Annotated in this window: 27 protein-coding genes; 21 read left to right on the top strand and 6 right to left on the bottom strand. The window is 67.8% G+C overall.

Features of this window, described 5'->3' with window-relative positions; all coding sequences use genetic code 11:
- Nucleotides 1-30: 30 nt before the first annotated feature.
- The 3 genes from rpoN to IE88_RS0110900 all read left to right on the top strand — a co-directional run bounded on the left by rpoN (nt 31) and on the right by IE88_RS0110900 (nt 2807).
- Complete coding sequence (rpoN, locus tag IE88_RS0110910) at nt 31-1509, top strand: RNA polymerase factor sigma-54 (RefSeq protein WP_031554349.1); 1479 nt, start codon at nt 31-33, stop codon at nt 1507-1509.
- An 86-nt stretch (nt 1510-1595) separates the two neighbouring features.
- Nucleotides 1596-2186, top strand: a complete 591-nt coding sequence (gene hpf, locus IE88_RS0110905) for a ribosome hibernation-promoting factor, HPF/YfiA family (protein ID WP_031554346.1) — start codon at nt 1596-1598, stop codon at nt 2184-2186.
- A 153-nt stretch (nt 2187-2339) separates the two neighbouring features.
- Nucleotides 2340-2807 carry a PTS sugar transporter subunit IIA gene (locus IE88_RS0110900; protein WP_031554344.1) on the top strand — a complete coding sequence of 156 codons (468 nt, stop codon included), beginning with the start codon at nt 2340-2342 and terminating at the stop codon, nt 2805-2807.
- Between the two features lie 75 nt (nt 2808-2882).
- Here IE88_RS0110900 and IE88_RS0110895 read toward each other — a convergent pair whose 3' ends face one another.
- Nucleotides 2883-3155 carry a DUF1150 family protein gene (locus IE88_RS0110895; RefSeq protein WP_081871613.1) on the bottom strand — a complete coding sequence of 91 codons (273 nt, stop codon included), beginning with the start codon at nt 3153-3155 and terminating at the stop codon, nt 2883-2885.
- Between the two features lie 214 nt (nt 3156-3369).
- Nucleotides 3370-4167, bottom strand: a complete 798-nt coding sequence (locus IE88_RS0110890; protein ID WP_031554339.1) for an undecaprenyl-diphosphate phosphatase — start codon at nt 4165-4167, stop codon at nt 3370-3372.
- 142 nt (nt 4168-4309) lie between these two features.
- Between IE88_RS0110890 and IE88_RS0110885 the strand changes: the two genes are divergently transcribed.
- From IE88_RS0110885 to IE88_RS0110875, 3 genes are read left to right on the top strand one after another with little or no spacing between them, the layout of a single operon-like run.
- On the top strand, nt 4310-4762 hold the full coding sequence (locus IE88_RS0110885) for a M23 family metallopeptidase (RefSeq protein ID WP_031554336.1): 453 nt from the start codon (nt 4310-4312) through the stop codon (nt 4760-4762).
- Between the two features lie 44 nt (nt 4763-4806).
- A complete protein-coding gene (locus tag IE88_RS0110880) occupies nt 4807-5298 on the top strand; it encodes a UPF0262 family protein (RefSeq protein WP_036767065.1) in 492 nt (163 codons plus the stop codon).
- Complete coding sequence (locus tag IE88_RS0110875) at nt 5295-5723, top strand: arsenate-mycothiol transferase ArsC (RefSeq protein ID WP_031554331.1); 429 nt, start codon at nt 5295-5297, stop codon at nt 5721-5723. Before IE88_RS0110880 ends, IE88_RS0110875 begins: the two co-directional genes overlap by 4 nt.
- 7 nt (nt 5724-5730) lie before the next feature.
- On the opposite strand, the gene IE88_RS0110870 is transcribed toward IE88_RS0110875, so the two are convergent.
- Nucleotides 5731-6609: a 3-hydroxybutyryl-CoA dehydrogenase gene (locus IE88_RS0110870; protein ID WP_031554328.1), complete on the bottom strand. Its 879-nt coding sequence runs from the start codon at nt 6607-6609 to the stop codon at nt 5731-5733.
- A 137-nt stretch (nt 6610-6746) separates the two neighbouring features.
- On the opposite strand from IE88_RS0110870, the gene IE88_RS0110865 reads away from it, so the two are divergent.
- Complete coding sequence (locus tag IE88_RS0110865) at nt 6747-8351, top strand: MFS transporter (RefSeq protein ID WP_051881954.1); 1605 nt, start codon at nt 6747-6749, stop codon at nt 8349-8351.
- 7 nt (nt 8352-8358) lie between these two features.
- Here the strand turns inward: IE88_RS0110865 and IE88_RS0110860 are convergent, their stop codons facing one another.
- Complete coding sequence (locus IE88_RS0110860) at nt 8359-9309, bottom strand: AEC family transporter (protein ID WP_031554323.1); 951 nt, start codon at nt 9307-9309, stop codon at nt 8359-8361.
- 266 nt (nt 9310-9575) lie between these two features.
- On the opposite strand from IE88_RS0110860, the gene IE88_RS0110855 reads away from it, so the two are divergent.
- Together IE88_RS0110855 and IE88_RS0110850 are read left to right on the top strand one after the other, a co-directional pair.
- Entirely contained in the window at nt 9576-9899 is a 324-nt protein-coding gene (locus IE88_RS0110855) for a DUF2794 domain-containing protein (RefSeq protein WP_031554320.1), read from the top strand.
- 60 nt (nt 9900-9959) lie between these two features.
- On the top strand, nt 9960-10391 hold the full coding sequence (locus tag IE88_RS0110850; RefSeq protein ID WP_031554317.1) for a DUF3775 domain-containing protein: 432 nt from the start codon (nt 9960-9962) through the stop codon (nt 10389-10391).
- A 71-nt stretch (nt 10392-10462) separates the two neighbouring features.
- On the opposite strand, the gene IE88_RS0110845 is transcribed toward IE88_RS0110850, so the two are convergent.
- Nucleotides 10463-11185, bottom strand: a complete 723-nt coding sequence (locus tag IE88_RS0110845; protein WP_031554314.1) for a Bax inhibitor-1/YccA family protein — start codon at nt 11183-11185, stop codon at nt 10463-10465.
- A 105-nt stretch (nt 11186-11290) separates the two neighbouring features.
- On the opposite strand from IE88_RS0110845, the gene IE88_RS0110840 reads away from it, so the two are divergent.
- From IE88_RS0110840 to IE88_RS0110825, 4 genes are read left to right on the top strand one after another with little or no spacing between them, the layout of a single operon-like run.
- Entirely contained in the window at nt 11291-12469 is a 1179-nt protein-coding gene (locus IE88_RS0110840) for an anthranilate synthase component I family protein (RefSeq protein WP_051881952.1), read from the top strand.
- Nucleotides 12466-13032 carry an anthranilate synthase component II gene (locus IE88_RS0110835; protein WP_031554310.1) on the top strand — a complete coding sequence of 189 codons (567 nt, stop codon included), beginning with the start codon at nt 12466-12468 and terminating at the stop codon, nt 13030-13032. Before IE88_RS0110840 ends, IE88_RS0110835 begins: the two co-directional genes overlap by 4 nt.
- Complete coding sequence (locus tag IE88_RS0110830) at nt 13029-13856, top strand: aminotransferase class IV (protein WP_031554309.1); 828 nt, start codon at nt 13029-13031, stop codon at nt 13854-13856. The genes IE88_RS0110835 and IE88_RS0110830 overlap by 4 nt, the downstream gene beginning before the upstream one ends.
- Nucleotides 13853-15031, top strand: coding sequence for an acyl-CoA synthetase family protein (locus IE88_RS0110825; protein ID WP_031554306.1), 1179 nt, complete (start codon nt 13853-13855; stop codon nt 15029-15031). Before IE88_RS0110830 ends, IE88_RS0110825 begins: the two co-directional genes overlap by 4 nt.
- A 13-nt stretch (nt 15032-15044) precedes the next feature.
- Here the strand turns inward: IE88_RS0110825 and IE88_RS0110820 are convergent, their stop codons facing one another.
- Nucleotides 15045-15551, bottom strand: a complete 507-nt coding sequence (locus IE88_RS0110820; RefSeq protein WP_031554302.1) for a pilus assembly protein N-terminal domain-containing protein — start codon at nt 15549-15551, stop codon at nt 15045-15047.
- Nucleotides 15552-15661: 110 nt separating this feature from the next.
- Between IE88_RS0110820 and IE88_RS0110815 the strand changes: the two genes are divergently transcribed.
- The 8 genes from IE88_RS0110815 to IE88_RS0110780 all read left to right on the top strand — a co-directional run bounded on the left by IE88_RS0110815 (nt 15662) and on the right by IE88_RS0110780 (nt 23457).
- The gene (locus tag IE88_RS0110815; protein WP_081871611.1) at nt 15662-16381 is read left to right on the top strand and encodes a Crp/Fnr family transcriptional regulator; all 720 of its coding nucleotides are present in this window, start codon (nt 15662-15664) and stop codon (nt 16379-16381) included.
- Between the two features lie 145 nt (nt 16382-16526).
- Nucleotides 16527-16721 carry a Flp family type IVb pilin gene (locus tag IE88_RS0110810; RefSeq protein ID WP_031554296.1) on the top strand — a complete coding sequence of 65 codons (195 nt, stop codon included), beginning with the start codon at nt 16527-16529 and terminating at the stop codon, nt 16719-16721.
- Nucleotides 16722-16842: 121 nt separating this feature from the next.
- On the top strand, nt 16843-17331 hold the full coding sequence (locus IE88_RS0110805) for an A24 family peptidase (protein WP_036767063.1): 489 nt from the start codon (nt 16843-16845) through the stop codon (nt 17329-17331).
- 136 nt (nt 17332-17467) lie between these two features.
- On the top strand, nt 17468-18214 hold the full coding sequence (cpaB, locus tag IE88_RS16620) for a Flp pilus assembly protein CpaB (protein WP_081871610.1): 747 nt from the start codon (nt 17468-17470) through the stop codon (nt 18212-18214).
- Nucleotides 18215-18258: 44 nt separating this feature from the next.
- Nucleotides 18259-19728, top strand: a complete 1470-nt coding sequence (locus IE88_RS0110795; RefSeq protein WP_051881949.1) for a type II and III secretion system protein family protein — start codon at nt 18259-18261, stop codon at nt 19726-19728.
- Nucleotides 19729-19749: 21 nt separating this feature from the next.
- Nucleotides 19750-20406 (top strand): CpaD family pilus assembly protein, encoded by a 657-nt coding sequence (locus IE88_RS0110790; RefSeq protein ID WP_031554285.1) that lies wholly within the window; start codon nt 19750-19752, stop codon nt 20404-20406.
- A gap of 45 nt (nt 20407-20451) precedes the next feature.
- Nucleotides 20452-22002, top strand: a complete 1551-nt coding sequence (locus tag IE88_RS0110785; RefSeq protein ID WP_156032566.1) for a hypothetical protein — start codon at nt 20452-20454, stop codon at nt 22000-22002.
- A 9-nt stretch (nt 22003-22011) separates the two neighbouring features.
- Nucleotides 22012-23457, top strand: a complete 1446-nt coding sequence (locus IE88_RS0110780) for a TadA family conjugal transfer-associated ATPase (RefSeq protein ID WP_031554278.1) — start codon at nt 22012-22014, stop codon at nt 23455-23457.
- The last annotated feature ends 4 nt before the right edge of the window (nt 23458-23461 follow it).

The raw sequence follows: 23461 nt of genomic DNA, 5'->3' as shown, positions 1-23461 counted from the left end.
CTCCGCTCCCGTCATTGGAACAGGACCGGCATGACGCTTTCGCAAAAGCTCGACATCCGTCAGGGCCAGCAATTGGTCATGACGCCCCAGCTGCAGCAGGCGATCAAGCTGCTCCAGCTCACCAATCTCGAACTCGCCGAATTCGTCGAGGGACAGCTCGAGGAGAACCCGTTCCTCGAACGCGACGAACGCGCGAACGCGAAGGAACGCGGCGAGACGGAGCGGAGCGAGGAGCGGGCGGATGCCGGCGCGTCGGCCGATGTCTCGACCCTCGACACCGATTACGCCAATGTCGATGCGGACGCCGCGCCGGGAGATGCCGCTTCGGGTGCCGGCGATGCGGGCGCTGGGGACTGGTCGTCCGTCTCGGGCAGCCGCCAGCAGCTTTCCGAGGAATATGATCCGCTCGCACAGGCCGCGCACGAGATCACTCTGGCCGAGCACCTGACCGAGCAGCTTCATCTTGCGACCCGGGACGAGGTGCAGCTGATGATCGGCGCGCATCTCATCGATATGATCGACGATGGTGGCTATCTGCGCGCCGACACTGACGAGGTGGCGGAGCGCTTGGGCGCCGAGGCGCCGGAAGTGCGCCGGACCATGCGGCTCCTGCAGGGTTTCGAGCCCTCGGGCGTGGCGGCGCGGAATCTCGAGGAATGCCTGCGCCTCCAACTGCGCGACCAGGGCCTGCTGACGCCCGAGATGGATCTGTTCCTCCAGAACATTCACCTGCTCGGCACCCATGACCTGCCGTCGCTGCGGCGCAATTGCGGGCTGTCCGAGACCCAGCTGCGCGACAACATCGCGCTCATCCGGACGCTCAACCCCAAGCCTGGCCTCGCCTATGGCCGGGACGACGTCCAGGTCGTCATCCCGGACGTCTATGTGACCGAGGCCGAGGATGGCGGCTGGAAGGTCGAGCTGAACCAGGAGACCCTGCCCAAGATCATCGCGAATGAGCGCTATTTCGCGCGCATGTCGTCAGCATCGGACGGGCAGGAGACCAAGAGCTTCCTCAACGAGCAGATGTCCAACGCCAACTGGCTGGTGAAGTCGCTCGACCAGCGCGCGCGGACCATCCTCAAGGTCGCCCTGCAGATCGTGAAGCACCAGGATGCCTTCCTCGTTGAAGGCATCCGCCATTTGCGTCCGCTCAACCTCAAGACGATCGCGGATGCGATCGAGATGCACGAATCGACGGTCAGCCGCGTCACCTCGAACAAGTATATCCACACGCCGCGCGGCACCTTCGAGATGAAGTACTTCTTCACCGCCGCCATCGCGTCCAAGCATGGCGAGGGCAGCTATTCGGCCGAGAGCGTGCGCCAGCGCATCCGGGAGCTGATCGGGAAGGAAGACCCGCACGCGCCCCTGTCCGATGACAGGCTGGTCGAGATCCTGGCCTCCGAAAACATTGATATCGCTCGGAGAACGGTCGCGAAATACCGCGAGGCGCTGGGCCTTCCATCCTCGGTCCAGCGCAAGCGCATGGCGAAGAGAGCGATCTGACGAACGCCCAAGCTGCTGGCGGAATTTGTCGCTTTTCGTCGCAGCCGTCATAGAATCCTTCGTCTATCCGGCAGAAGGAGTACCACATGGACATTCAGATCTCGGGCAAGTCGATGGACCTCGGCGACGCGCTGCAGACGCACGTTCGTGAGGCCGTCTCCTCCTGTGTGAAGAAGTATTTCGACCGGTCGGCGGAGGCGCAGGTCACCTTCGGCAAGACCGGCGCCAGGGACGGCGACACCAAGGGCAGGGAGTTCTCCTGCGAGATCGTGCTGCACCTGGCGTCCGGCGTGTTCCTGACGACGCAGGGGCAGGCGGGCGACGCGCATAGCGCCTTCGACGACGCCCTCGCCAAGCTCGACAAGCGCGTGCGCCGCTACAAGCGGCGGCTCAAGGACCACCACGCCAATAATCGCGCGCCTCTCCCGGCGGAGATCGCCTCGTCCTACGTCCTCCAGGCGCCGTCACTGGAAGAGGAAGAGACCGAGGAGCCGCCGCTCGTCATCGCGGAGCGGCCGGCGCAATTGCGGCGCATGACGGTCTCGGACGCGGTCATGCAGCTCGATGTCGGCGACGAGCCGGTGGTGATGTTCCGGAATGCGGCGCATGGCGACCTCTCGGTCGTCTATCGGCGAGAGGACGGGAATGTCGGCTGGATCGACGGCGGATCGGCCTGAACGCCCGCCAATGGTCCGGCCCTTGCCTCCTCTTCCTCTCCTGAGCGATCTTCCGCTTGCGCGGGAGGAAGGGCTCCTCTAGTCGGGCCACCCTCTCGGCAGGGCGGGAGTCGACATCGCAACACGTGCCCGGACAGGGCGGGGCGGTATGACATGGCGAACGATATCAAAGACCTTTTGCGCACCCAAAATGTCCTCGTCGGCGTGCCGGCCCGTTGCCAGCGGGACGTGCTCGCGCGGCTCAGCCGCCAGGCGGCCTCGGCCTTCGATCTGGACGAGGAGGCAGTGCTGGCCACGCTCACCGAGCGGGAGCGGCTCGGTTCGACCGGTATCGGGCGCGGCATCGCCGTTCCGCACGGCAAGGCGCCGGTGCGCGAGATCTGCGGGGTGATGCTGCAATTGGCCGAGCCTGTCGATTTCGACTCCGTCGATGACGAGCCGGTGGACCTGGTCTTCCTCCTCCTCGCGCCCGAGGGAGACGATGCAGGCCACCTCAAGGCACTGTCCCGGGTCGCCCGCCGCCTGCGCAGCAAGGACATTCAGACGGCCCTGCGCGGCGCGCAGAGCCCGGAGGCCCTCTACACGATCCTCGCGGGGGAGGACGCGGTCGAGGCGGCCTAGGCCCCCGTCTTCAGGAACCGAAACAAAAAAGCCCGCCGGAGAGGCGGGCCTTTTTTCATGTCGGGAAGGGCAGCTTCAATGCAGGCTGACCGGCATCATTTCGTGCTGCCTGGCCGCCGCGAAGGCGATGTCCCGGTCGCTCATCAGCGCGATGCGCGCGCCGTCCGCGGCATGCAGCGCATAGAGCACGCTGTCGTCGCTGAAGCTGACGGGGTTGTCGGCATCGTCCTCGATCTCGTCCCGCACGTCCCGCGCGAGCACCGGACGGACATAGCAGATCTTGCGCTGTGCTTCGTCGGACTGTGCCCGAACCGGCGCGTGGTCCTTTTCGCGGCTCTCGATTTTCATGAGTCTCGCCCTTTCTGCCCGGCCCGTGCTTGGCCTTCTTCTGGCCGAAGGCGCCCTGCGCGCGCTCCGGACGGGAAAAGGCTACTCACGGAAACGTTAACGCTGCGTCAACCGATGCCGCGCCCGGTTCCGCCGCCTTGCCGGCCCTTCGCGGACCGGCGGCACCTGCCCCGTCCGGACAACGTAACGATCACAGGGGCGTGAGCAATATCGGTTAGATGAAAATCGCGAGAAGTACGATGCCGAGAGCAATCCTGTAGATCACGAAGGGCGTGAAACTGGTGCGCTCTGCTAGCCGCATGAAGACGGCGATCGCGCCCCAGGCCGAGAGGAGAGAGAACAGCGCGACCAGGAGCGCGGCCTCGACCGAAGCCGCCGAGCCCTCCTCGAAGATCTGGATGCCGGCATAGAGGCCGAAAGCGGCGATGGTCGGGATGGCGAGGAGCATGGAGAAGCGGGCCGCTTCGGGCCGGCTGAAGCCGAGATAGCGGGCCGCGGTGATCGTGATCCCCGAGCGGGAGGTGCCGGGAATGACCGCCAGCGCCTGCGCGGCGCCGATGACGAGCGCGGCGCGCCAGCTTCCGGGAAGGTGATCCCGCGACACCGCCTGCCGGTCCGAGAACCACAGGAGGACGCCGAACCCGATGCTCGCCCAGGCGATGACGACCGGTTCGCGCAGCCTGTCGGCGATGCCAGTGACCGCCAGGACGCCGCCCACGAGCAGGATCGGGATCGTCGCCGCCGCGATCAGGAGGAACAGGCGCCGGTTCTGCGTGCTCCTGAACCTCGCCGCGTCGAGGCCGCCCTGGAACAGGCGCAGGCTCTCATGCCGGAAATAGATCAGCACCGCGCCGAGCGAGCCGACATGGGCGGCGATGTCGATCAGGGGCCCCTGATCCTCGAAGCCGTCGATCAGGGCCGCCGGCAGGATGAGATGCGCCGAGGAGGAGACGGGAATGAATTCCGTCAGCCCCTGGATGATGGCGAGGAGGGCGAGTTGAAACAGGAACATGAAGAGCGCGTCCGGAAAGGTGCCCCGGTCTGGGCGGGAAATGGTTCATGAAGGGTTGCGGAAGTGGCCGGCCGCTGCCGGCGGCGAAGAGAGTCTCGCGCCTGGTTACGGTTGAGAAGGCGGTTCGCGCTAGAGGCTTTGCATGCGCAAATGCCTTCCCATTGCGGCCCTGACCCTTCTCTGCGCGGCCTGCGCCTCGCGCCCGGCGGCCCCGGAGGCCTTCCTGATGCCGGTCGAGGGCGCGAGCCTCAGCTCCGCCTTCGGGGAACATCGCGGGCGGGGGCGCAAGCCCCATGCCGGAATGGATCTGCGCGCGCCGCACGGCACGCCCGTCGCCGCGGCGGCATCGGGCCGCGTCTCCTTTCGCGGGGTGCAGCGCGGCTTCGGAAATCTCGTCGTGCTCGATCACGGCGGCGGGGCGCAGACCTATTACGCCCATCTGTCGGACTTCGCCGTCGGGCACGGCGAGACAGTCGCGCGAGGGCAGGTGATCGGCTTTGTCGGGCGCACCGGCAACGCCACCGGGGCGCATCTGCACTTCGAGCTGCGCGAGAATGGCCGGTCGCGCGATCCGGCCCGGCGGCTGCGCCTGTGACAGGGCGGCTTTGCACGCTGCCGCGGGGCGGCTAGGGCGGCACCATGCCTGATCATCGCCTCGTCAGCATCGATGTCGATGCCGAATCCCTCTCCGCCACCACCAGCGACATCGACCATGAGCGCAAGGTGGCGATGCACGATCTCCTCGCGGAGAACAGCTTCCGGCCTTGCGAGGCGGACTATGAAGGTCCCTACGGCCTTCTCCTCGCCGAGCGCGACGGACGCCTCGTCTTCGACGTGAAGACCGAGGACGGAGAGCCGGTCGCCGCCCATCACCTCTCGCTCAGCCCGCTGAAGAAGACGATCAAGGACTACTTCATGCTCTGCGAGACCTATTACGACGCGGTCCGCGGGGCGATGCCGGAGAAACTCGAGACCATCGACATGGCGCGGCGGGCCGTCCACGACGAGGGGACGCGGACGCTGATGGAGCGGCTGGAGGGCAAGATCACGGTCGACTTCGACACGGCGCGGCGCCTCTTCACCCTCATCTGCTCGTTCTCCATGCGCGCCTCGAACAGGGGGGACGTATGACGGAGGAGCGGGGGGAGGCGGACCGGATCCGCGCGATCCTATTCGCCTGCAACATGAATTCGGTGCGCAGCCCGATGGCCGAAGCGATCGCGCGCAAGCTTCTGCGCGACCGGGTCCGCGTGGACAGCTGCGGCGTCTATGAAGGCATTCTCGACCCCTTCGCGGCCGAGGTCCTGCGAGAGGCGGACATTCCCGTGCCGAGCCGGGATCCGCAGGATTTCAGCAAGGTGGAGACCGGGAGCTACGACCTCGTCATCGCGCTGACGCCGGAGGCGGCCGCCGAGGCGCGCCGCCACGATGTGCGCGTGGAGTTCTGGGACACCGAGAACCCCACCAATGTGCGCGGCAGCCGCGAAGCGGTGCTCGAGGCCTACCGCGCCGTGCGCGACGAGCTCGAGGCCCGCATCCGCGCCCGCTTCTGCTGACGGCGCCTCAGCGGGTGGGCACCGGCTCCTCGCCCGAATAGTCGTAGAACCCGCGCCCGGCCTTCCGGCCGAGCCAGCCCGCCTCGACATATTTCACGAGCAGCGGGCAGGGGCGGTATTTCGAATCCGCGAGGCCTTCATAGAGGACCTGCATGATCGACAGGCAGGTATCGAGCCCGATGAAGTCGGCGAGCTGGAGCGGACCCATCGGATGGTTGGCGCCGAGCTTCATGCCGGTATCGATCGCATCGACCGTGCCCACCCCCTCATAGAGCGTGTAGATCGCTTCGTTGATCATCGGCATCAGGATGCGGTTGACGATGAAGCCGGGAAAATCCTCCGACACGGTCGCCGTCTTGCCCAGGTGAAGGGCGAGGTCCCGCGCCGTGTCGAACGTGTCCTGGCTGGTGGCGATGCCGCGGATGATCTCGACGAGCTTCATGACCGGCACGGGGTTCATGAAATGAAGGCCGATGAAGCGCTCTGGCCGGTCGGTCGCGGCGGCCAGAGCGGTGATCGAGATCGAGGAGGTGTTGGTCGCGATGATGCCGTCCTTCTGGAGGACGGCCGAGAGGTCGCGGAAGATCGTCTTCTTGATGTCGATGTTCTCGGTGGCGGCCTCGATCACCATGTCGCATGAGGCGAGGCCGGAGAGGCTCTCGCAGGGCGTGATCCGGCCGAGCGCAGCGGTCATGTCCTCCTGGGTGGTGGTTCCCTTGTTCACCTGGCGGGCCATGTTCTGCTCGATCGCCTCGCGGCCGGCCGCCACCGCTTCCATGCTGACGTCGTGGAGCGGCACGTCATAGCCCGCGAGCGAGAGGACATGGGCGATGCCGCCGCCCATCTGCCCTGCACCAATCACCCCGACCGTCTTCATTTCCGCCATGTCCTGCTCCTCGAGCCGTTCTCTTTCGCATAGCCTACCGTTTTTCCGCAGTGCAGCAATGCTTGGGCGGAGACGGGGTGCCGCAGCCCGGCAAACTCGTCTAAGCGGGCCGGCATTCGGCAGTCCGGACGAGGGTTGTGACACAGGCGCCCGCCACAAATTCCAAGGCCAAGGCTGTTCCGGCCACGCGCGGGCAGCGGATCGCCGTGCTGTGCGCGTCGATCACCGGCTCGTCCATGGCCTTTATCAACGGCACCGCCGTCAATCTCGCCATCGACCCGATACAGGCCGGCCTGAACGCCAGCCTGGCGGCCATGCTGTGGGTGGCGAGCATCTACATGCTCTTCCTCGCCAGCCTGATGCTGATCGGCGGCGCGGTGGGCGATTTCTACGGGCGCCGCGCCACCTTCATGGCGGGCATCCTCATCTTCGTCCTTGCCTCGCTCGGCTGCGCCGTCGCGCCGAGCGCGACGCTTCTGATCGTCGCGCGGGCGGCGCAGGGCATAGGCGCCGCGCTCCTGACGCCGATGTCGCTGACGCTGATCGCCGATTTCTTCGAGGCGCGGGCGCGGGCGACGGCGATCGGGATCTGGTCGGCGGCCTCGGCGCTGTTCACCGCGCTCGGCCCGCCGATCGGCGGATGGCTCGCCGAGAATATCGGCTGGCAGGCCATTTTCCTGATGTCGCTGCCCTTCGGCGCTGCGGCCTTCTTCATCGCCCTGTTCCTCGTGCCCTCCCGCAAGCCGCCGCGCCGGCCCGAGCGGGTGGACTGGAAGGGCGCGCTCGCGGCGGTGCTGGGCTTCGGCGGAGTGGCCTACGGCCTCATCACCCTGTCAGAGCGGCCGGGCTTCGACAGCATGCATGTCTGGGGGCCGCCGCTCCTCGTCGGCCTGATCGGCCTCGGCGCGCTCGTGAAGATCGAACAGCGGGCGACCTCGCCCATGGCGCCGCCGCAGCTCTTCGGCATCCGCACCTTCAATGCCATCAATGTCATCACCGTGCTGCTCTATGGCAGTCTCGGCGGCATCTTCATCTTCTATCCGATCTATCTGACCGACGCCTTCGGCCATGGCGTGGACAGCATCGGCCTCGCCTTTCTGGGCTTCGCCGTGCCCATGCTGGTCCTGACCGCCTTCGCGGGGAAGCTGACGCGGCGCTTCGGCGCGCGGGCCATGCTGACCGCGGGCTCGCTGGTGGGGGTGGCCGCCTTCTTCTCGATGGGCCTCATGCCCTATTCGGGCACGCTGGTCGGAGCGTTCTGCTCGATGATGATCTTCGGCGTGGGCATCGCGCTCGTCGTGCCGGCGATGAACACGGCGCTGTTCAACGTCACGCCGGACAAGAGCCATGGCGCGGCCTCGGGCATCAACAATGCCTGCGCGCGGGCGGCGACCCTCTTCGCCATCGCGGGCTACGGCGCGGCGGCGAGCTTCGCGTTCCGGCAGGAAGCCGGTCCGGGCGCGCGGGCGGTGGGCTATGGCGGGGGCGACGACCTGACGGGGCTGGTCGGCCGGAACTACCGGATGGCGATCGTCGAGAGCTTCGAGCTTCTCACTTATATCTCGATCGGCCTGACCATTCTCAGCGCCATCGTCGCGGCCTTCTTCATCGACAGGACGATCGAGAAGCGGCGGCATACCTCCCCCGAAGAGGGAGCGGCCCATGCGGGCCTGCGGCGCGTCTACGGCGCCAATGCCGAAGAGGCCGTCCACGAAGAGGACGACGACGAGGAGGCGGCGTAAGCGCGCCTCAGCCGCCGAGCAGGACGCTGAGCAGCAGCGTCACGGTGGCGAGGCCCACCACCGTCCCGCCCGTCACCAGCGCCGCCGTGCCGTTCTCGTATTGGCGGTAATGGGCCGACTGCACCACCGAGGCGACCGCGGGCGGCAGGCCCGTGAAGAGGAGCGCGACGGCGGTGAAGGTCTCGTCGCCGGTGAACAGCCAGACGAAGAGGCCGGTCAGGGCCGGGAACAGGACCAGCTTGACCGGAAGCAGCACGCCCAGGGGAAGCGGGCTGAGCGTCTTCTGCTGGCGCGGCAGGATCGCGACATAGAGGCCGAGGACGAAGAGCCCCGCGGGTCCGGCTATGCCGCCGAAGAGGTCGAGGAAGCCGCTGGCCGCCTCCGGCAGCTCGGCGTGAAGAACGGCGAGCCCCAGCCCGATGAGGGTCGCCACCACGATCGGGTTGCGCACGGCCCGCCATGCCGCGCCGAGCGCCGTGCCGAGCACGCCGCCGCGGGGCGGCGCCTCGCCCGGCAGGGGCCAGGTCATCAGGGCCGTGCCGATCGCGAAGACGAAGATTCCCTCGAGAATCATCAGGATGAGAAAGGGCGGCGCCCAGCCCGGCACGGAAAAGGCGATGGGCAGGCCCAGAAAGACCGCATTGCCGCAGATGGTGGCGAACACCGCAGCGCCCGCTTCCCGCGTCGTCAGGCCCAGGAGCCGCCTCGACAGGAGGAATGCGAGGCCCGCGGAGACGAGCATGGCGAGAAGATAGCCCGCCATGAGGCCGGCATAGGCGGGGCCCGGCGGCTCGGTCGCCTGCATGAAGTCCAGCACCGCCACGGGCATGGCGATCAGGAAGACGAAGCGCGACAGGATCCGCGCTTCCGCGCTGCCGAAGATCCGGAGGAAGCCCGAAAGCGCGCCGAGGCCGATCGAGGCGAAGAGCGGCGTCAGGATGAGCGCGACGGAAGGCATCGCGGGGACCTGCCCGCCTCGGCGGCGCCGATCAACCCGGAAACGGTGAAGCTAGAAGGGGGTGTGCCGGCGGCAGGCCGGGATCCGGGGGCTGGGGGGCGAGTTGATCCGAAACCTGGGTCATCCCGCCGCCGGGCACATCCTGAAGATGGCTTCGCGCGAAGGCGCGCAAGAGGAGGAATTGGGGCGATTTTGGGTCAGCCGATCACCCCCGCGTCATCGGCCCGAACTCGACAGCCCGGGACGGGCTGACTACCTTGCTCCCGATGAGCCAGCCGAGACCCCGAAAAGAGCCCGTCTATTTCGACCGGACGGAGCTCGACCGCCTCCTCCAGCTCTACGGCGTCTTCGTCGCCTCGGGCGACTGGCGGGACTACGCCATTGACGGCCTGTCGGACCGCGCGGTCTTCTCGGTCTTCCGGCGAGCCGCCGAGGCGCCGCTCTACCGCATCGAGAAGCAGCCGCGCCTGCGCGGGCGGCAGGGCATGTGGGCCGTGGTCGGCGCGGGCGGGCAGGTCCTCAAGCGCGGGCACGAGCTCGCCGCCGTGCTTCGGCATTTCGATCGGCAGAAGTTGAAGCTCGTCACCTGACGAGGAAACGGGGCGGCGCCGCCGCGTGTTGGGATATCGACACCGACGAAGGAGCCCTTCATGGCCGAACGCCAATCCATGACCGTCAAGGAATCGACAGTCCGCTCGCTCATCGCCTTCCTGCGCGCCTATCACGCCAAGGAAGCGCCGAGCGGCCAGAATGACGGCTCGAACGATACCGACGACCTTCACGACGATCTCGAAATGAACAAGGGCGCGACGGATGTCGCGGACCTTCAGGGCATGTATTCCAGCCTCAATGCCGATGAGCGCTACGATGTCGGCGCGCTCGCCCTTCTGGGCATGGAAGAGGTCGGCACTCTCGAAGAGGGCCGCGCGATGGCGCGGGACAATGGCCAGCCCGGCATGGCCGAGTTCCTCGAAATGCCGCTCTCGCCGCAATTCCTCGCCGACGGGCTCGAAAGGGCGGGCTACCCTTCGGGCGGCTACGATCCGAGCCGCACCCAGGGCGATGACGAACACGCCGTCTGAGCCCGGAGCGCAACGCCAAGAAAAAACCCCCGCCGCGGCGGGGGTTTCTCTTTTTGCGGCTTTGCTCGCCGCTACTCGCGCATGATGCCGAGGATGTTCAGGATGTGGATGAACAGCGTGATGAACGATCCATAGAGCGCGAAGGCGCCGAAGATCGAGGACCGCTCGTTCATCTCGCCCGCGCCCTCGACATAGAGGTTGCGGACCATCTGCGTCTCGAAGGCGGTGATGGCCGACATCAGCAGCACCACGCCGAAGGAGATGAGCAGGCTGAACATGGTCGAGGCGATGAAGAAGTTCACGACGATCGCGACCAGGAAGCCGATCGACGCCATGAACAGGAACTTGCCCCAGCCCGACAGGTCCTTCTTGGTGGTGTAGCCGTAAAGGCTCATCGCCGCGAAGATCGAGGCCGAGATGAAGAAGGCCTGCGCGACGAGGCCCGCCATGCCCATGCCGATATAACCGGCGACGAAAGGCCCGATCAGCACGCCCCAGAGCGCGACGTAGGCCCAATAGGCGCCATGCGCGGTCGCCTTCGAGCCGTTCATGATCAGGCGCGGCGCGAACCAGCCGAGCGCGATCAGCGCGATGAAGGGAATGAAGGACAGGCCCGCCACGGTCTGCATGGCGGCGGGGCTCATCAGGAAGGCGAAGGCGATCAGCGCCGTCGCGGCGACACCGAGCGCCATGTAGTTGTACACGCCGATCATGTAGCGGCGCAGGCCCTCGTCGAAGGCCACCGCGCCGGTGCCGGCGCGGTTCTTGTTGTAAAGACGTTCGGTCTCTGACATGCGATGCTCCCTTTGCTCGGACCCTCCCGAGCGATTCTTCTGAGAATGTAGCGACTGCGCCTCGCCGTTCAATCGCTGCTCTTCGTTAAGGATAAGTCTTCGCGCGTGGCCGCAGAGTATCAGCAGCAGCTTCTGCTTGGCCCCGGCTTCGCAGGCACCGGCCTGTGGAGCCGCCCCGATGGCCTTATCGCGAGCGAAACGGTTTCCCATGCCGCGCTCGGCACGCCTGCGGGCGGGGTCTTCGACCGCCTGCGACGCCTCGCCGCAGCCCTTCGGCCGGGGCAGGTGGTGGCGGGCTATCTCGCCTATGAAGCGGCGAAGGAGGTCGAGCCGGGGCTCGATCTGCCGGCGCCGCCCGACGGCCTGCCCGCGGCCTGGTTCGGCCTGTTCTCCCGGCTCGAAGCCGCCGCGCCGCCCGAACGGATCGAAGGCGGCATGCGCCCCGAGGCCGCTATCCTCCCCGGCGAAGCGGCGCCGGCCTATGAGGAGAAGGTGGCCGAGATCGTTCGGCGGATCCGGCGGGGCGATATCTTCCAGGCCAATCTCTCCCGCCGCTCGAGCGCCCGCTTTCCGGCGCGCGACAGGCTGGCCGAAACGCTCTTCGCGCGGCTGACGGCGGGCGGCGCGGCCGATTACGCCGCCTTCCTGTCCCTGCCGGAAGGAGCGATTCTCAGCGCCTCGCCCGAGCTGTTCCTGCGCGTCGAAGGCGACCGGGTCGCCGCAGAGCCGATCAAGGGCACGCGGCCGCGCGGGCGGACGGAGAACGAAGACCGCGCGCTCGCCGCCGCGCTTCTCGCCGACGAGAAGGACCGCGCCGAGAACGTCATGATCGCGGACCTCCTGCGCAACGACCTCAGCCGGGTCTGCCGCGACGGCACCATGCGGGAGGAGGCGGTCTGCGCGCTGCGCACCCTGCCCAAGGTTCACCACCTCTACAGCCGCATCTCCGCCACCTTGCGGGAGGATGCGGGCGCCGTCGACGCGCTCCGGGCCTGCTTTCCCTGCGGCTCGATCACCGGGGCGCCGAAGCTCGCGGCGATGCGGACCATCGCGGACCTCGAAGGGGAGGGGCGCGGGCCCTATTGCGGCACGATCTTCGCGCTGCATGGCGACGGCAGCGCCGTCTTTTCCGTGCCGATCCGGACCGCGGTCCTCACGCGGGGGGCGGAAGCCTGCCGCCTCGACGTGCGCAGCGGCGGCGGCGTCACCATTCTCTCGGACCCGCAGGCCGAGTGGCAGGAGACGGTGGACAAGGCCTATCCCTTCGCCTTGATGACCGCATGATCCTGGTCCTCGACTGCCATGACAGCTTCGTTCAGACGCTCGCGCGCTATCTGCGGGAAGCGGGCGAGGAGACGATGGTCGTCCGCTGCGACGCGCTGAGCGTGGAGGAGGCGCTGTCCTTGCGCCCCTCCGGCATTCTTCTGTCGCCCGGGCCCTATCGCCCCGGAAGGGCGGGCATCGCGCTGCCGCTGATCGGTGCTGCGGGTGGCATTCCGCTTCTCGGCGTCTGCCTCGGCCACCAGGCGATCTGCGAGGCCTATGGCGGGCGGACAGTCCTCTCTCCCGAGCCGATGCATGGCCGGGCGACGCCGGTCCGCCACCGTGGCGATCCGGTCTTCGCGGGCGTGCCGAACCCATTCAGCGCCGCACGCTATCACGCGCTTCTCGGAGAGCCGGGGCCGGCGCTGGAGGTCATCGCCGAGAGCGACGGCCTGCCCATGGCCGTCCGGCATCGCGAGCGGCCCCATATCGGCCTGCAATTCCATCCCGAAAGCCTTTTGACCGAAGGAGGGCACGCCATCATGACCAATTTCGCCGCCATGACCCGGCGCGCGGCGGCATGATCTGGATCGACGGAGAGCTGAGGCCGGACGATGCGCCCGTCCTGCGGGCCGATGACCGCGGCGCCCTGCTGGGCGATGGGCTGTTCGAGACCCTCAAGGCGGTCGGCGGGCGCCCGCTTTTCCTTCGCGAGCATCTGGGGCGCATGGCCGCAGCGGCCGGGCTCCTCGACCTGCCCTTCGACCCCGGCGCCGCAAGCGAAGGGGTCGCCGCCATACTGAACGCGATGCCGGGGGAGGGCCTCGCGGCGGTCCGCATCACCCTGATGCGGGGTCCTGCGCCGCGCGGCGTGGCCCCCGTGCCGCGACAGGACCAGGAACCGACGCTTCTCATTTCGGCGGGGGCGATGGCCGAGCCGCCGCAGGCCGCTGTCCGCCTGCACCTCGCCCGCACCGTGCGGCGCAACGCGCACAGCCCGGCGAGCCGGATGAAGACGCTGAGCTATGCGGACAGCCTGCTGGCGCGGGCGGAAGCGGCGCAGCTTGGCTGCGACGACGCCCTGCTCCTCAATACCGAGGGGCGGCCCGTCTGCACCTCGATCGGCAATCTCTGGGTCGAGACGCCCGAGGGCTTCGCGACCCCGCCGCTCGGCGAGGGCGTGCTGCCCGGCATCGTCCGCCAGGTCCTGCTCAGCGCTGCGCCGTCACGCGGCATCCGGATCGAGGAGCGGCCTTTGCAGCCTTCGGAGATCGCCCATAGGCGGCTTTTCCGGTCGAACAGCCTGACCGGCGTGCAGCCGGCAGTGCTCGATGCGCAGGCCGCTGCGGGCGACAATCCGCTCGGCGCCCTCTACCGTGCCCTCGAAGAGGAGGCGCTGGCGCGGTGAAGAGTTTCCAGATCACGGAAGAACAGGTCGTGCGGATCGTCGCGGCCCTCACGGCCGACGAGCTGGCGCGGCGCTATGGGCGCTATGTCGAGACGCTGACCCAGTCCTCCTGGGGCGCCGACACGCCGATCGGCGCGGGTGGGGCCGAGGTCGGTCCTGATCAGGCGCGCGCCTCGGCGGCACGGGCGGCGATCTTCTTCGGCCTGCCGGAGGAGTCGCTGACAGTCGGTCCCGAGGACCGTTTCGGCGACTGGGCGCGGCAGCTCACGGCGCTCGTCCGCAGGGAGCTCGTCTCCTTCCGCTTCCACCCGGCCACGCATGGCGGCGCTGCCGATACGCGGCACGCGGCCGACGACATCTGGCAGGACGCTGCCGCGGTGGCGAGCCTGATCCAGGGGCGGAGGCGGGCGCTTTCCCTGATCGCGCCGAGCAGCCTTCTCGGCCTCGTCAGCGGGATCCTCGCGCCGGACCTGTTGCGGGTCGAGGTTCTGGACGCCCGCCGCCTGACCCCGGACGAGCTAGCCGAAGAGCTGCGCTTCGGCGACGCCGTCATCGCGACGCCGACCCTGTGGCGCTATCTCGCCGACACGCTGCCTTCGGTGCCGAACAATGTGGTGGGCCTGTCCTACGGCGAAGCGCTGAATGCGGATCTCGCCAACCGCCTGCGCGGGCGGGGGCTCGGCGCGCTGCGGGAGCTCTACGGGTCGACCGAGACCGGCGTCATGGCCTGGCGCGACTCGCCGCCCGATCCCTTCGTCCTCTTCGACCACTGGCGGCGCGACGGCAGCGCCGTGGTGCGCGAGCGTCCCAATGGCTCTGAGCTGCCCATGGTCCCGATGGACGATTTCGAATGGCAGTCGGACAGGACCTTCGTCCTCGGAAAACGCCGTGACGGCGCGGTCCAGATCGGCGGGATCAACGTCTTTCCCAAGAAGATCGGCGAGATCATCGCGGCGCATGACGACGTCTCCGCCTGCACCGTCAGACTGTCCCAAAGGCCGAATGCGCTCGACCGGCTGATCGCGCATATCGTCCTGCCCTCGGGCAGGCGGGCGACGCAGGATCTGGCATGGTCGATCGACGAATGGTGCCGCTCGCGCCTGCAGCCGCCCGAGAGGCCGCGCATCTACACTTTCGAGGAAGCCTCCGAGGACGATCCCGGCGCGGCGGCCTGAGGGGCCGGGCCGCTCAGCTTTGCGGCTCGCCCGAAGCGGCGTCTTCGCGGACGGAAACGGTTTCCACGCCCGCGCCGCGGGGGCGGCTGGCAGCCGCGGCCTTGGTCTCGGCCTGCTCGATGAGGGCGGTCATGTCCTTGAGGTCGCCATCGCCATAGGTCGGCGTCTGCTCGCAGCGATTCGCGCAGGAAAAGGTGTAGCGCGTCCCGCCGCTTTGCAGGGTCAGCTGGCCGCGCGTGGAGACGCCGACCCGGACGCGCACTTCGTCGAGCCGCCGTCCTTCGCGGTCGAAGAAGGTGACATTGGTGAAGCCGGGCATGTTGCCGAACATCAGAAGCTCGGTCGCGGACAGGACCTGCACGTCGGCGATGGCCGGATTGGCCACGACGATGCTGCCGACGGGCTTCTTCAGCGCATAGGCATGGCTCTCATCCATGGTGATCCACACCTCGCCGGCCTGGGCGGCGCTGGCGAAGAGGCCGATCACGGCGGCGGCGAGGCCGGGAATGCGTCTCATCATGTCATCAACCCCCATTGGGCGGAGCGAACGAGTTCTCGCCCGCAGACAAGCAGGCAAACCTTCACGAAGCATGAAGCGGCGCCTTTACTGGGGCGCAACCTTTGCAGGGCATGGTCTTTCTTTGGACTGACCGTGCGGGTGAAGAGATGGATGGCCGCCATTGCGCCGAAGAGAATGTTGCCGAAGCTCTGAGGGCTTGGCAGCCGGTCGGCGACCTGCCGCCGGCGCTCGTCTCCGAGCTGGCAGGGATCTGCGACGTGCAGCGCCATCTGGCCGGCGAGACTGTCTTCACGATGGGGCAGCATGACGGCTCGGTGCTCTATGTCCTTCTGGACGGGGATGCGCGGCTGACGCGCGCGAACGGCGAATGCGGCGATGTCGCGGTGGAGGACCTCCACGGCGGCGACATGATCGGCCTGACCGCCTTCGTCCTCGAGGATGACGCCATGGCCGCCGCCGCGCTGCATGCCGTCTCCGCGATCACGCTGCTGTCCTTCGATGCCGCGGAGATGCGCAGGCTGTGCCGCGAGGCGCCGGAGATGGCGTGGGCCCTGATGCGGGTCCTGGCCCGGACCGGCCGCCGCGCCACCTCTCCCGATCCGCGAATGCGGGTCTACCGGCATCTTCTCACCCTCGTCAGGCGGGACCGGAACGGGGCCGCCATTCCCGAAATGCCGCGGCACGCCGTTCTCGCCGAAGCCGCGGGCGTGACGGAGGTCGAGGCTGCGGGCGCGGTCGCCGACCTCATCGCGCAGAGCGTGGTGCGCCGCGCCTATCCGGGCCTCGACGTCCTCGATGCCGAGGCCCTCAACAGAGCGGCATACGGATAAAGCAGGATTACCCGCGCCTTAACCGGTTAATGTCCGTTTACTGTAGAAACCGGTTTTCGGAGACTCTTTGTTTACGGCGGTCTCCTAGCGTGGGCTCATCTGGGGAGTGCAAGACCAGATCGGAACGTCGGACAGGAGAACCACTATGACGAACCTCATTCAACGCTTCGTCCAGGACGAAGACGGCGCCACGGCCATCGAATACGGCCTGATCGCGGCCCTGATCGCTGTTGCGATCATCGGTGCCATCGGCGCCATCGGCGACAACCTCAAGACGGGCTTCGGCAACGTGAACACCGCGCTGACCGACGAGTCGATCGGCACCGTCACCACGCCGTAAGGCAGACTTGCCTCAGCTGCTCTGACGCAGCGGAAAAGGAGGGCTCGGCCCTCCTTTTTTTGTTGCATGCTCGGTTAAGACTTCCCGCCTAGAAGGGCAGGCGGCTAGCAAGGGGCAGGCGATGGACCTGGTGTATCTGGCGGTTCCCATTACGGTCTGGCTGGCGAGCGCGCTGTCGGACCTGACGAGCTTCAGGATTCCCAACAGATACACGGTCGCGCTCGTCGTCGCATGGCCGATCGCCGCCGCGCTGGCTGTCCTGCCGGTGGAGGCCGCGGGAAGCTGCCTCCTGATCGCCGCCGCATTGCTCGTCGCCGGATTCGGCCTTTTCGCCGCGAAGCTCCTCGGGGCCGGCGATGCCAAGCTGATCGCCGCCTCCGGCCTCTGGCTGGGGCCCGACGCGGTCCTGCCATTCATTCTGTATACAACGCTTGCCGGGGCGGCGCTGTCCCTGCTGCTCCTGAGGCTGCGCACCGTGCCCCTGCCGGTGGCCGCGAACCGCTATCCCTGGCTGGTCGACCTCCACGAGCGGCGCAAGGCCGTGCCCTATGCGGTGGCAATCGCAACGGGTGCGCTCGTCAGCCTGCCCCAGAGCGTATTCGTATCCTGATCATTGCCGGCTGCGCAGGCGCCACATTCTCGCCTCAAGGATTAACCCTCCAACAGTAGCGACGCCTTTAATACTGTTTTGAAAGTTCCGTGTCATAGCTTCGAGTGCAAGTAGTTTCACGAAGCAGGTCTCGGACATGAACAAAGGTCGTCTACTGCTGCTGGGTGTGGCGCTGGCCGCCGGCGCGGGTGCCTTCATCATGGCCGCGGGCGGTGGTGACAAGGATGTCGCTTCCGTCGCGCAGATCGTCCCGAAGGCGCAGGAGATCGAGACCGTCAGGGTCCTCGTCGCCGAGCAGCGCTTCGAGCGGGGCTCCCGCATCGATCCCTCGGCAACCGCATGGATCAAGTGGCCCGCCGGCAAGGTTCCCGCCCATTTCGTCACGGAAGAGGACGAAGCCTTCTACGAGGCGCTTCCGGGAATGCGCACGCTGACCGTCCTTCACGAGGGCGAGCCGATCATGCGCGAGAAGCTGGTCGAGCAGGGCGACAGCGGAATGATGGCGGCGCTCCTGTCGCCGGGCATGCGCGCGGTCAGCGCCAACCTTTCGGACGATGCGACATCGTCCGGCTTCGTCCTTCCGGGCGACCGGGTCGACATCATGACGACGCGCCAGATCGACGGCCAGTCGCAGACCAGCGTCCTTCTGTCGGATGTCCGTGTACTGGCGATCGACCAGACGCTCGCCAAAGAGGACGAGCTCGCCTCCCTGCCGGGGCGGAGCGTCACCTTCGAGCTTACGCCGGCCCAGGTCGAGCCGTTCATCCTGGCGCGGGAGACGCAGACGCTGACCCTCGCCCTGCGCAGCATCTTCGAAGGCGAAACGCAGGCGGCGGACATGCCGGCTGATGAGGTCGTTGTGATCCGCTACGGCCGGGGCTGAGCGTGAGCGAAACGAAACCGAACAACGGGGCGAGAGGGCACGCCATGAATATCAGCACCCGCACAGCGGCGCGACTTACGCTTGGCTGGGGCAGCGCCGTCGCCGTGGCGACGATGGGCCTGCTCGGCGCGATGAGCATGGTGCCCGCCGCCGCGCAGGAAGCGGTCGTCGACACGGGCGGCGAGGCGGCCACCTCGCGGGAACTGATCCTGCCGCTCGGCAAGGCCGCGATCGTCGAGCTGCCGCGCGGGGCGTCGGACGTTCTCGTGTCCAACCCTGTCGTGGTGGACACGGTCATCAGGACGCCGAGGCGGGTCTATGTCATGGGCAAGGCGCCCGGCCAGGCCAATGCCTTCTTCTTCGACAGCCGCAACCAGCAGATCCTCAACCTCGAGATCCGCGTCGAGCAGGATGCGGACGTGATCGAGGACCTGATCGAGAAGCTCCTGCCGGCGAGCCGGATCACCGTCGAGACGCTGGGCGAGAACATCGTGTTGCACGGCACCGCCGACACGCCGGGCGAGGCGCAGCGGGCGGTCGAGATCGCCGCGCGCTTCACTGGCGGCGATGCGGACTCCGCTTCGGTGATGAACATGATCAGCGTGCGCGAGCCCGGACAGGTCATGCTGAAGGTCCGCGTGCTGGAAATGCAGCGGCAGCTGACCCGGCAGCTCGGCGTCGACCTCGACGGGGTCGTGGCGCTTGACGACGCGCTGATCGACTTCGCCGTCGACACGGCCGGCCCGACCTCCGGCGGCCTGAGCGCAGGCGGCTCCTCGCGCAATCTCGGCGATCTCGAGGCCCTGGACTACGCCCTCGACGTCTTCGAGCAGAACAATCTCGTCAAGACTCTCGCAGAGCCGAGCCTCATCGCCCTGTCGGGCGAGGAAGCGCAGTTCTTCGCGGGCGGCGAAGTGGCGTTCCCCGTGGCCGGCGGCCTCGGGACGACGACCATCGAATTCCGCCCCTTCGGCGTCGAGCTGAACTTCCAGCCGACCGTGCGCTCGAAGGGCTCGATCAACATCGTCCTCGCGACCAAGGTGTCGGACGTGAACGACGCCCTCGGCTCGGTGGTGGGCGGCGGTTTCACGCAGACTCCGACCGGCGAGACCGTCGCGCTCGGCACGAGCTTCGTTCCCGGCTTCGTCACCCGCTCGGCGACGACGACGGTCGACCTGCCCTCGGGCGCCAGCTTCGCCATCGCCGGCCTCCTGCAGGAGAACATCCAGGAGACGGTGGACGGGGTGCCGGGCCTGAAGGAGACGCCCGTTCTGGGCCAGCTCTTCCGCAGCCAGAAATTCCAGAACGACGAGACCGAGCTCGTCATCATCGCGACGCCCTATCTCGTCGAGCCGACCACTCTCGCCGAGCTGACCGACCCCGGCCAGGGCTTCGCGCCGCCGACCCTCCTGCAATCGGTCCTGCTGGGCCAGCTCGAAAGCTCTTTCGGGATGCATGACAGCGGCGTCGGCGAGGCGAGCCTCCAGGGCCCGCTCGGCTTCATCCTCGATTAGATCCGGATAGGGACGATAGACATGCGCAGACTGCTTCTCCTCGCGCTGGCCGGAACGACCCTGTCGGCCTGCGCCAGCCTGATGAACACACCCGAAGAGGCCTATTCGGTCGAGCAGCGCCATCCGATCACGGTCGATCAGCAGGTGATGACGCTCGTCGTCCCCGTAGACCCGCAGGCCAACGGCCTGTCCCGGACCGCGCTCGCCCAGATCGACAGATTCGTCGATGCCTACCGCGCCAAGGGCTATGGCCCGATGACGGTGACCGCCCCCTCGGGCGGGGCAGGGGACAGGGACGGCCAGCAGACCGCGGCCGATGTTCGCGCCGCGCTCGACGCCTTCGGCGTCTCCTTCGAGGAGATGCGGGGCGCCACGGTGCGCCGGGGAGGCGGGGACGAAGTGATCCTGTCCTTTTCGCGCTATGTCGCGAGCGGGCCCGAATGCGGCGCCTATGGCGGCAATCTGCCCGCCCGGCTGGCCGGCCGCTCCTCCACCAATTTCGGCTGCGCGACCCAAGCCAATCTGGCCGCGATGATCGCCGATCCGCGCGATCTTCATCAGGGGCACGCCCCCGACGGCATGGGCGATGACGCGCTCAGCTCCGCCATCGAGGGCCGGCGCGCCTATCGCACGCCTGTCGTGATCTACGAGGCCGAGACCAAGGCCCAGGACGAATAGGGCAAGCTGAACCCGACATTGCCGGGGGCGGCGAAGGAGAGAATCATGAGCATAGCGACAGCGCCTGAACCCGCTCAGGACCAGGATCTGGATCTGGATCTCGATCTGGACTTCGATCTCGACGATCTGGATGAAGCCGAGCTCCAGCGCCTCCTCGAAGAAGACGAGGACCTGCTGGAAGCGGAACCCACAGAAGAGCCGGTGTCGGAGGCAGCGCCGGGCCCGGCGGTCGGCGAAGCGCCCGAAGCGGTGCCCGCGCCGCCGCCGCTCGTCGCCGAGGACCCGGAAGAGGCCGAAGCCGCGCCCGCCCCCGCGCCCGCGGAAGCGCCGCCGGCGGCCGAGCCGGCACGGGAGGCCGGGGAGGAGGATCTCGACGCGGCGACGCTGGCGACCCTCTCGCTCTCGCCCGTCCCCCGGATCAACATCCATGCCTTCTGCCGCGATGCGGCGCTGTCGGCCCTGATCGAACGGGCCGCGGCGGACCGCCGCCTCGCCAAGGCCCATGTCACGATCCAGAACGGCGACGCCTTCCGCGCCGCGCAGGTCTTCGCATACGAGCCGACGCCGAACCTCATCCTCCTCGAGGCCGGGCAATCCCCGCAAGAGCTGCTTCAGGGCCTGGAGGCGCTGGCGGAAGTCTGCGATCCGTCCACCCGCGTCGTGGTCATCGGCGCCATCAACGACATCCAGCTCTACCGCGCCCTGATGGAGCGCGGCATCAGCGACTACCTCGTCGCGCCGCGTTCGCCGCTGCAGATCATCTCCGCCGTCTCGTCCCTCTATGCGGACCCCTCCGCCCCGCCCGTGGGCAAGAGCTACGTCTTCATGGGCGCGCGCGGCGGCACCGGGTCGTCCACCATCTGCCACAACGTCGCCTGGGCGATGGCGGAGCAGTGCCTCTCCGATACGGTGATGATGGACATGGACCTGGCCTTCGGCACCGGCAGCCTGGATTTCGAGCAGGACCCGAGCCAGGGCCTCTCCGAAGCGCTCGGCGCGCCCGAGCGCCTGGACGACGTGCTGCTCGACCGGCTGCTGCAGAAATGCACGGACCGGCTCAGCCTCTTCGCCGCGCCGAACCTCCTTGATCGCGATTACGATCTGCCTGCGGAAAGTTTCGAGTCCGTGGTCGACATGGTGCGCAGCTCCGCGCCGTCGGTCGCGATCGACATGCCGCATATCTGGACGGCCTGGTCGCGCCAGCAGATCCAGTCGGCCGAGGAGATCGTGATCACGGCGACCCCTGACCTCGCGGCCTTCCGCAACGCCAAGAACATCTTCGAGACCGTCGCCGCCGAGCGCGGCAACGACTCCGCGCCCATCCTGGTCCTGAACCAGACCGGCGTGAAGGGACGGCCCGAGATCGCGCCGGAGCAGTTCGAGGATGCGCTGGGCGTGGCCCCGCTCGTCACGCTGCCCTTCGACCCCGTCACCTTCGGCACGGCGTCGACCAATGCCCAGACGGTGTTCGAGGTGGCGCCGAAATCGAAGCTGGCCGCGGGCCTGTCGCTCCTCGCCCGGCACCTTCTCGGCCAGGACATGGCAGCGGCGAAGCCGGGCCTGAGCCTTAAGTCTCTCTTCGCCAAACGCGGCTAAGGCGGTCCCATGTTCGGAAAACGCGCAGAGGGCCCCGTCCCGCCCAAGCCCCGTCCCGCGAAGCCCGCGGCGCCGCGTCCCGCGCCCAAGGCCGAGGCGCCGCCCAAGGCTGCGCCCCCCAAGGTCGCGCCGCCCAAGCCCAAGGCGCCGCCCAAGCCGGTCGCGGTCGAGCCGAACCATTCGGACGCCTATTTCCAGACGAAGACGACGATCTTCAATGCGCTGATCGACACGATCGACCTCAGCCAGCTCGCCCAGCTCGACATGGAGTCGGCGGCCGAGGAGATCCGCGACATCGTCAACGAGATCATCTCGATCAAGGGCCTCCAGATGTCGATCTCGGAGCAGGAAGCCCTGCTCCAGGACATCTGCAACGACGTCCTCGGCTACGGTCCGCTCGAGCCGCTGCTGGCCCGCGACGACATCGCCGACATCATGGTCAACGGCGCGAACCGGACCTTCATCGAGGTCGACGGCAAGATCCAGCTGACCAATGTGCGCTTCCGCGACAATGCGCAGCTGATGAACATCTGCCAGCGGATCGTCAGCCAGGTCGGCCGGCGCGTCGACGAAGCCAGCCCCATCTGCGACGCGCGCCTTCCCGACGGCTCCCGCGTCAACGTCATCGCGCCGCCTCTGTCGATCGACGGCGCCGCCCTGACGATCCGGAAGTTCAAGAAGGACAAGCTGACGATCAACAACCTCGTCGAGTTCGGGTCGATCAGCCCCGAGGGCGCGAAGGTCCTCGGCATTGTCGGCTCCTGCCGGATCAACACGCTGATCTCCGGCGGCACGGGCTCGGGCAAGACGACGCTCCTGAACTGCATGACCTCCTTCATCGAGGAGGACGAGCGCGTCATCACCTGCGAGGACGCCGCCGAACTCCAGCTCCAGCAGCCGCACGTGGTCCGCCTCGAGACCCGCCCGCCCAACCTCGAAGGGCAGGGCGAGATCACCATGCGCGACCTCGTCAAGAACTGCCTGCGGATGCGTCCCGAACGGATCATCGTGGGCGAGGTGCGGGGGCCCGAGGCCTTCGACCTCTTGCAGGCGATGAACACGGGCCATGACGGCTCGATGGGCACGCTGCACGCCAACTCCCCGCGCGAGGCGCTGTCGCGCCTTGAATCCATGATCACCATGGGCGGCCTCGGCCTGCCCTCCAGAACCATCCGCGAGATGATCGTCGGCTCCGTCGACGTGGTGATCCAGGCCGCCCGCCTCCGCGACGGCTCCCGGCGGATCACCCACATCACCGAAGTGCTCGGCACCGAGGGCGATACGATCATCACCCAGGACCTCTTCGTCTACGACATGAACGGCGAGGACGAGGACGGGAAGATCCTCGGGCGGCACAAATCCACCGGCATCGCGCGTCCGGGCTTCTGGGACAGGGCCCGCTATTACGGCCGGCACGGCGACCTCGCCGAAGCGCTCGACGCGGCGGCGGAGTAGGGCG

Source organism: Parvularcula oceani, assembly GCF_000733125.1.
Lineage (GTDB): Bacteria > Pseudomonadota > Alphaproteobacteria > Caulobacterales > Parvularculaceae > Parvularcula > Parvularcula oceani.
The sequence above is the reverse complement of the archived record's forward strand: the minus strand, read 5'-3'. Positions and strand labels throughout refer to the sequence as shown.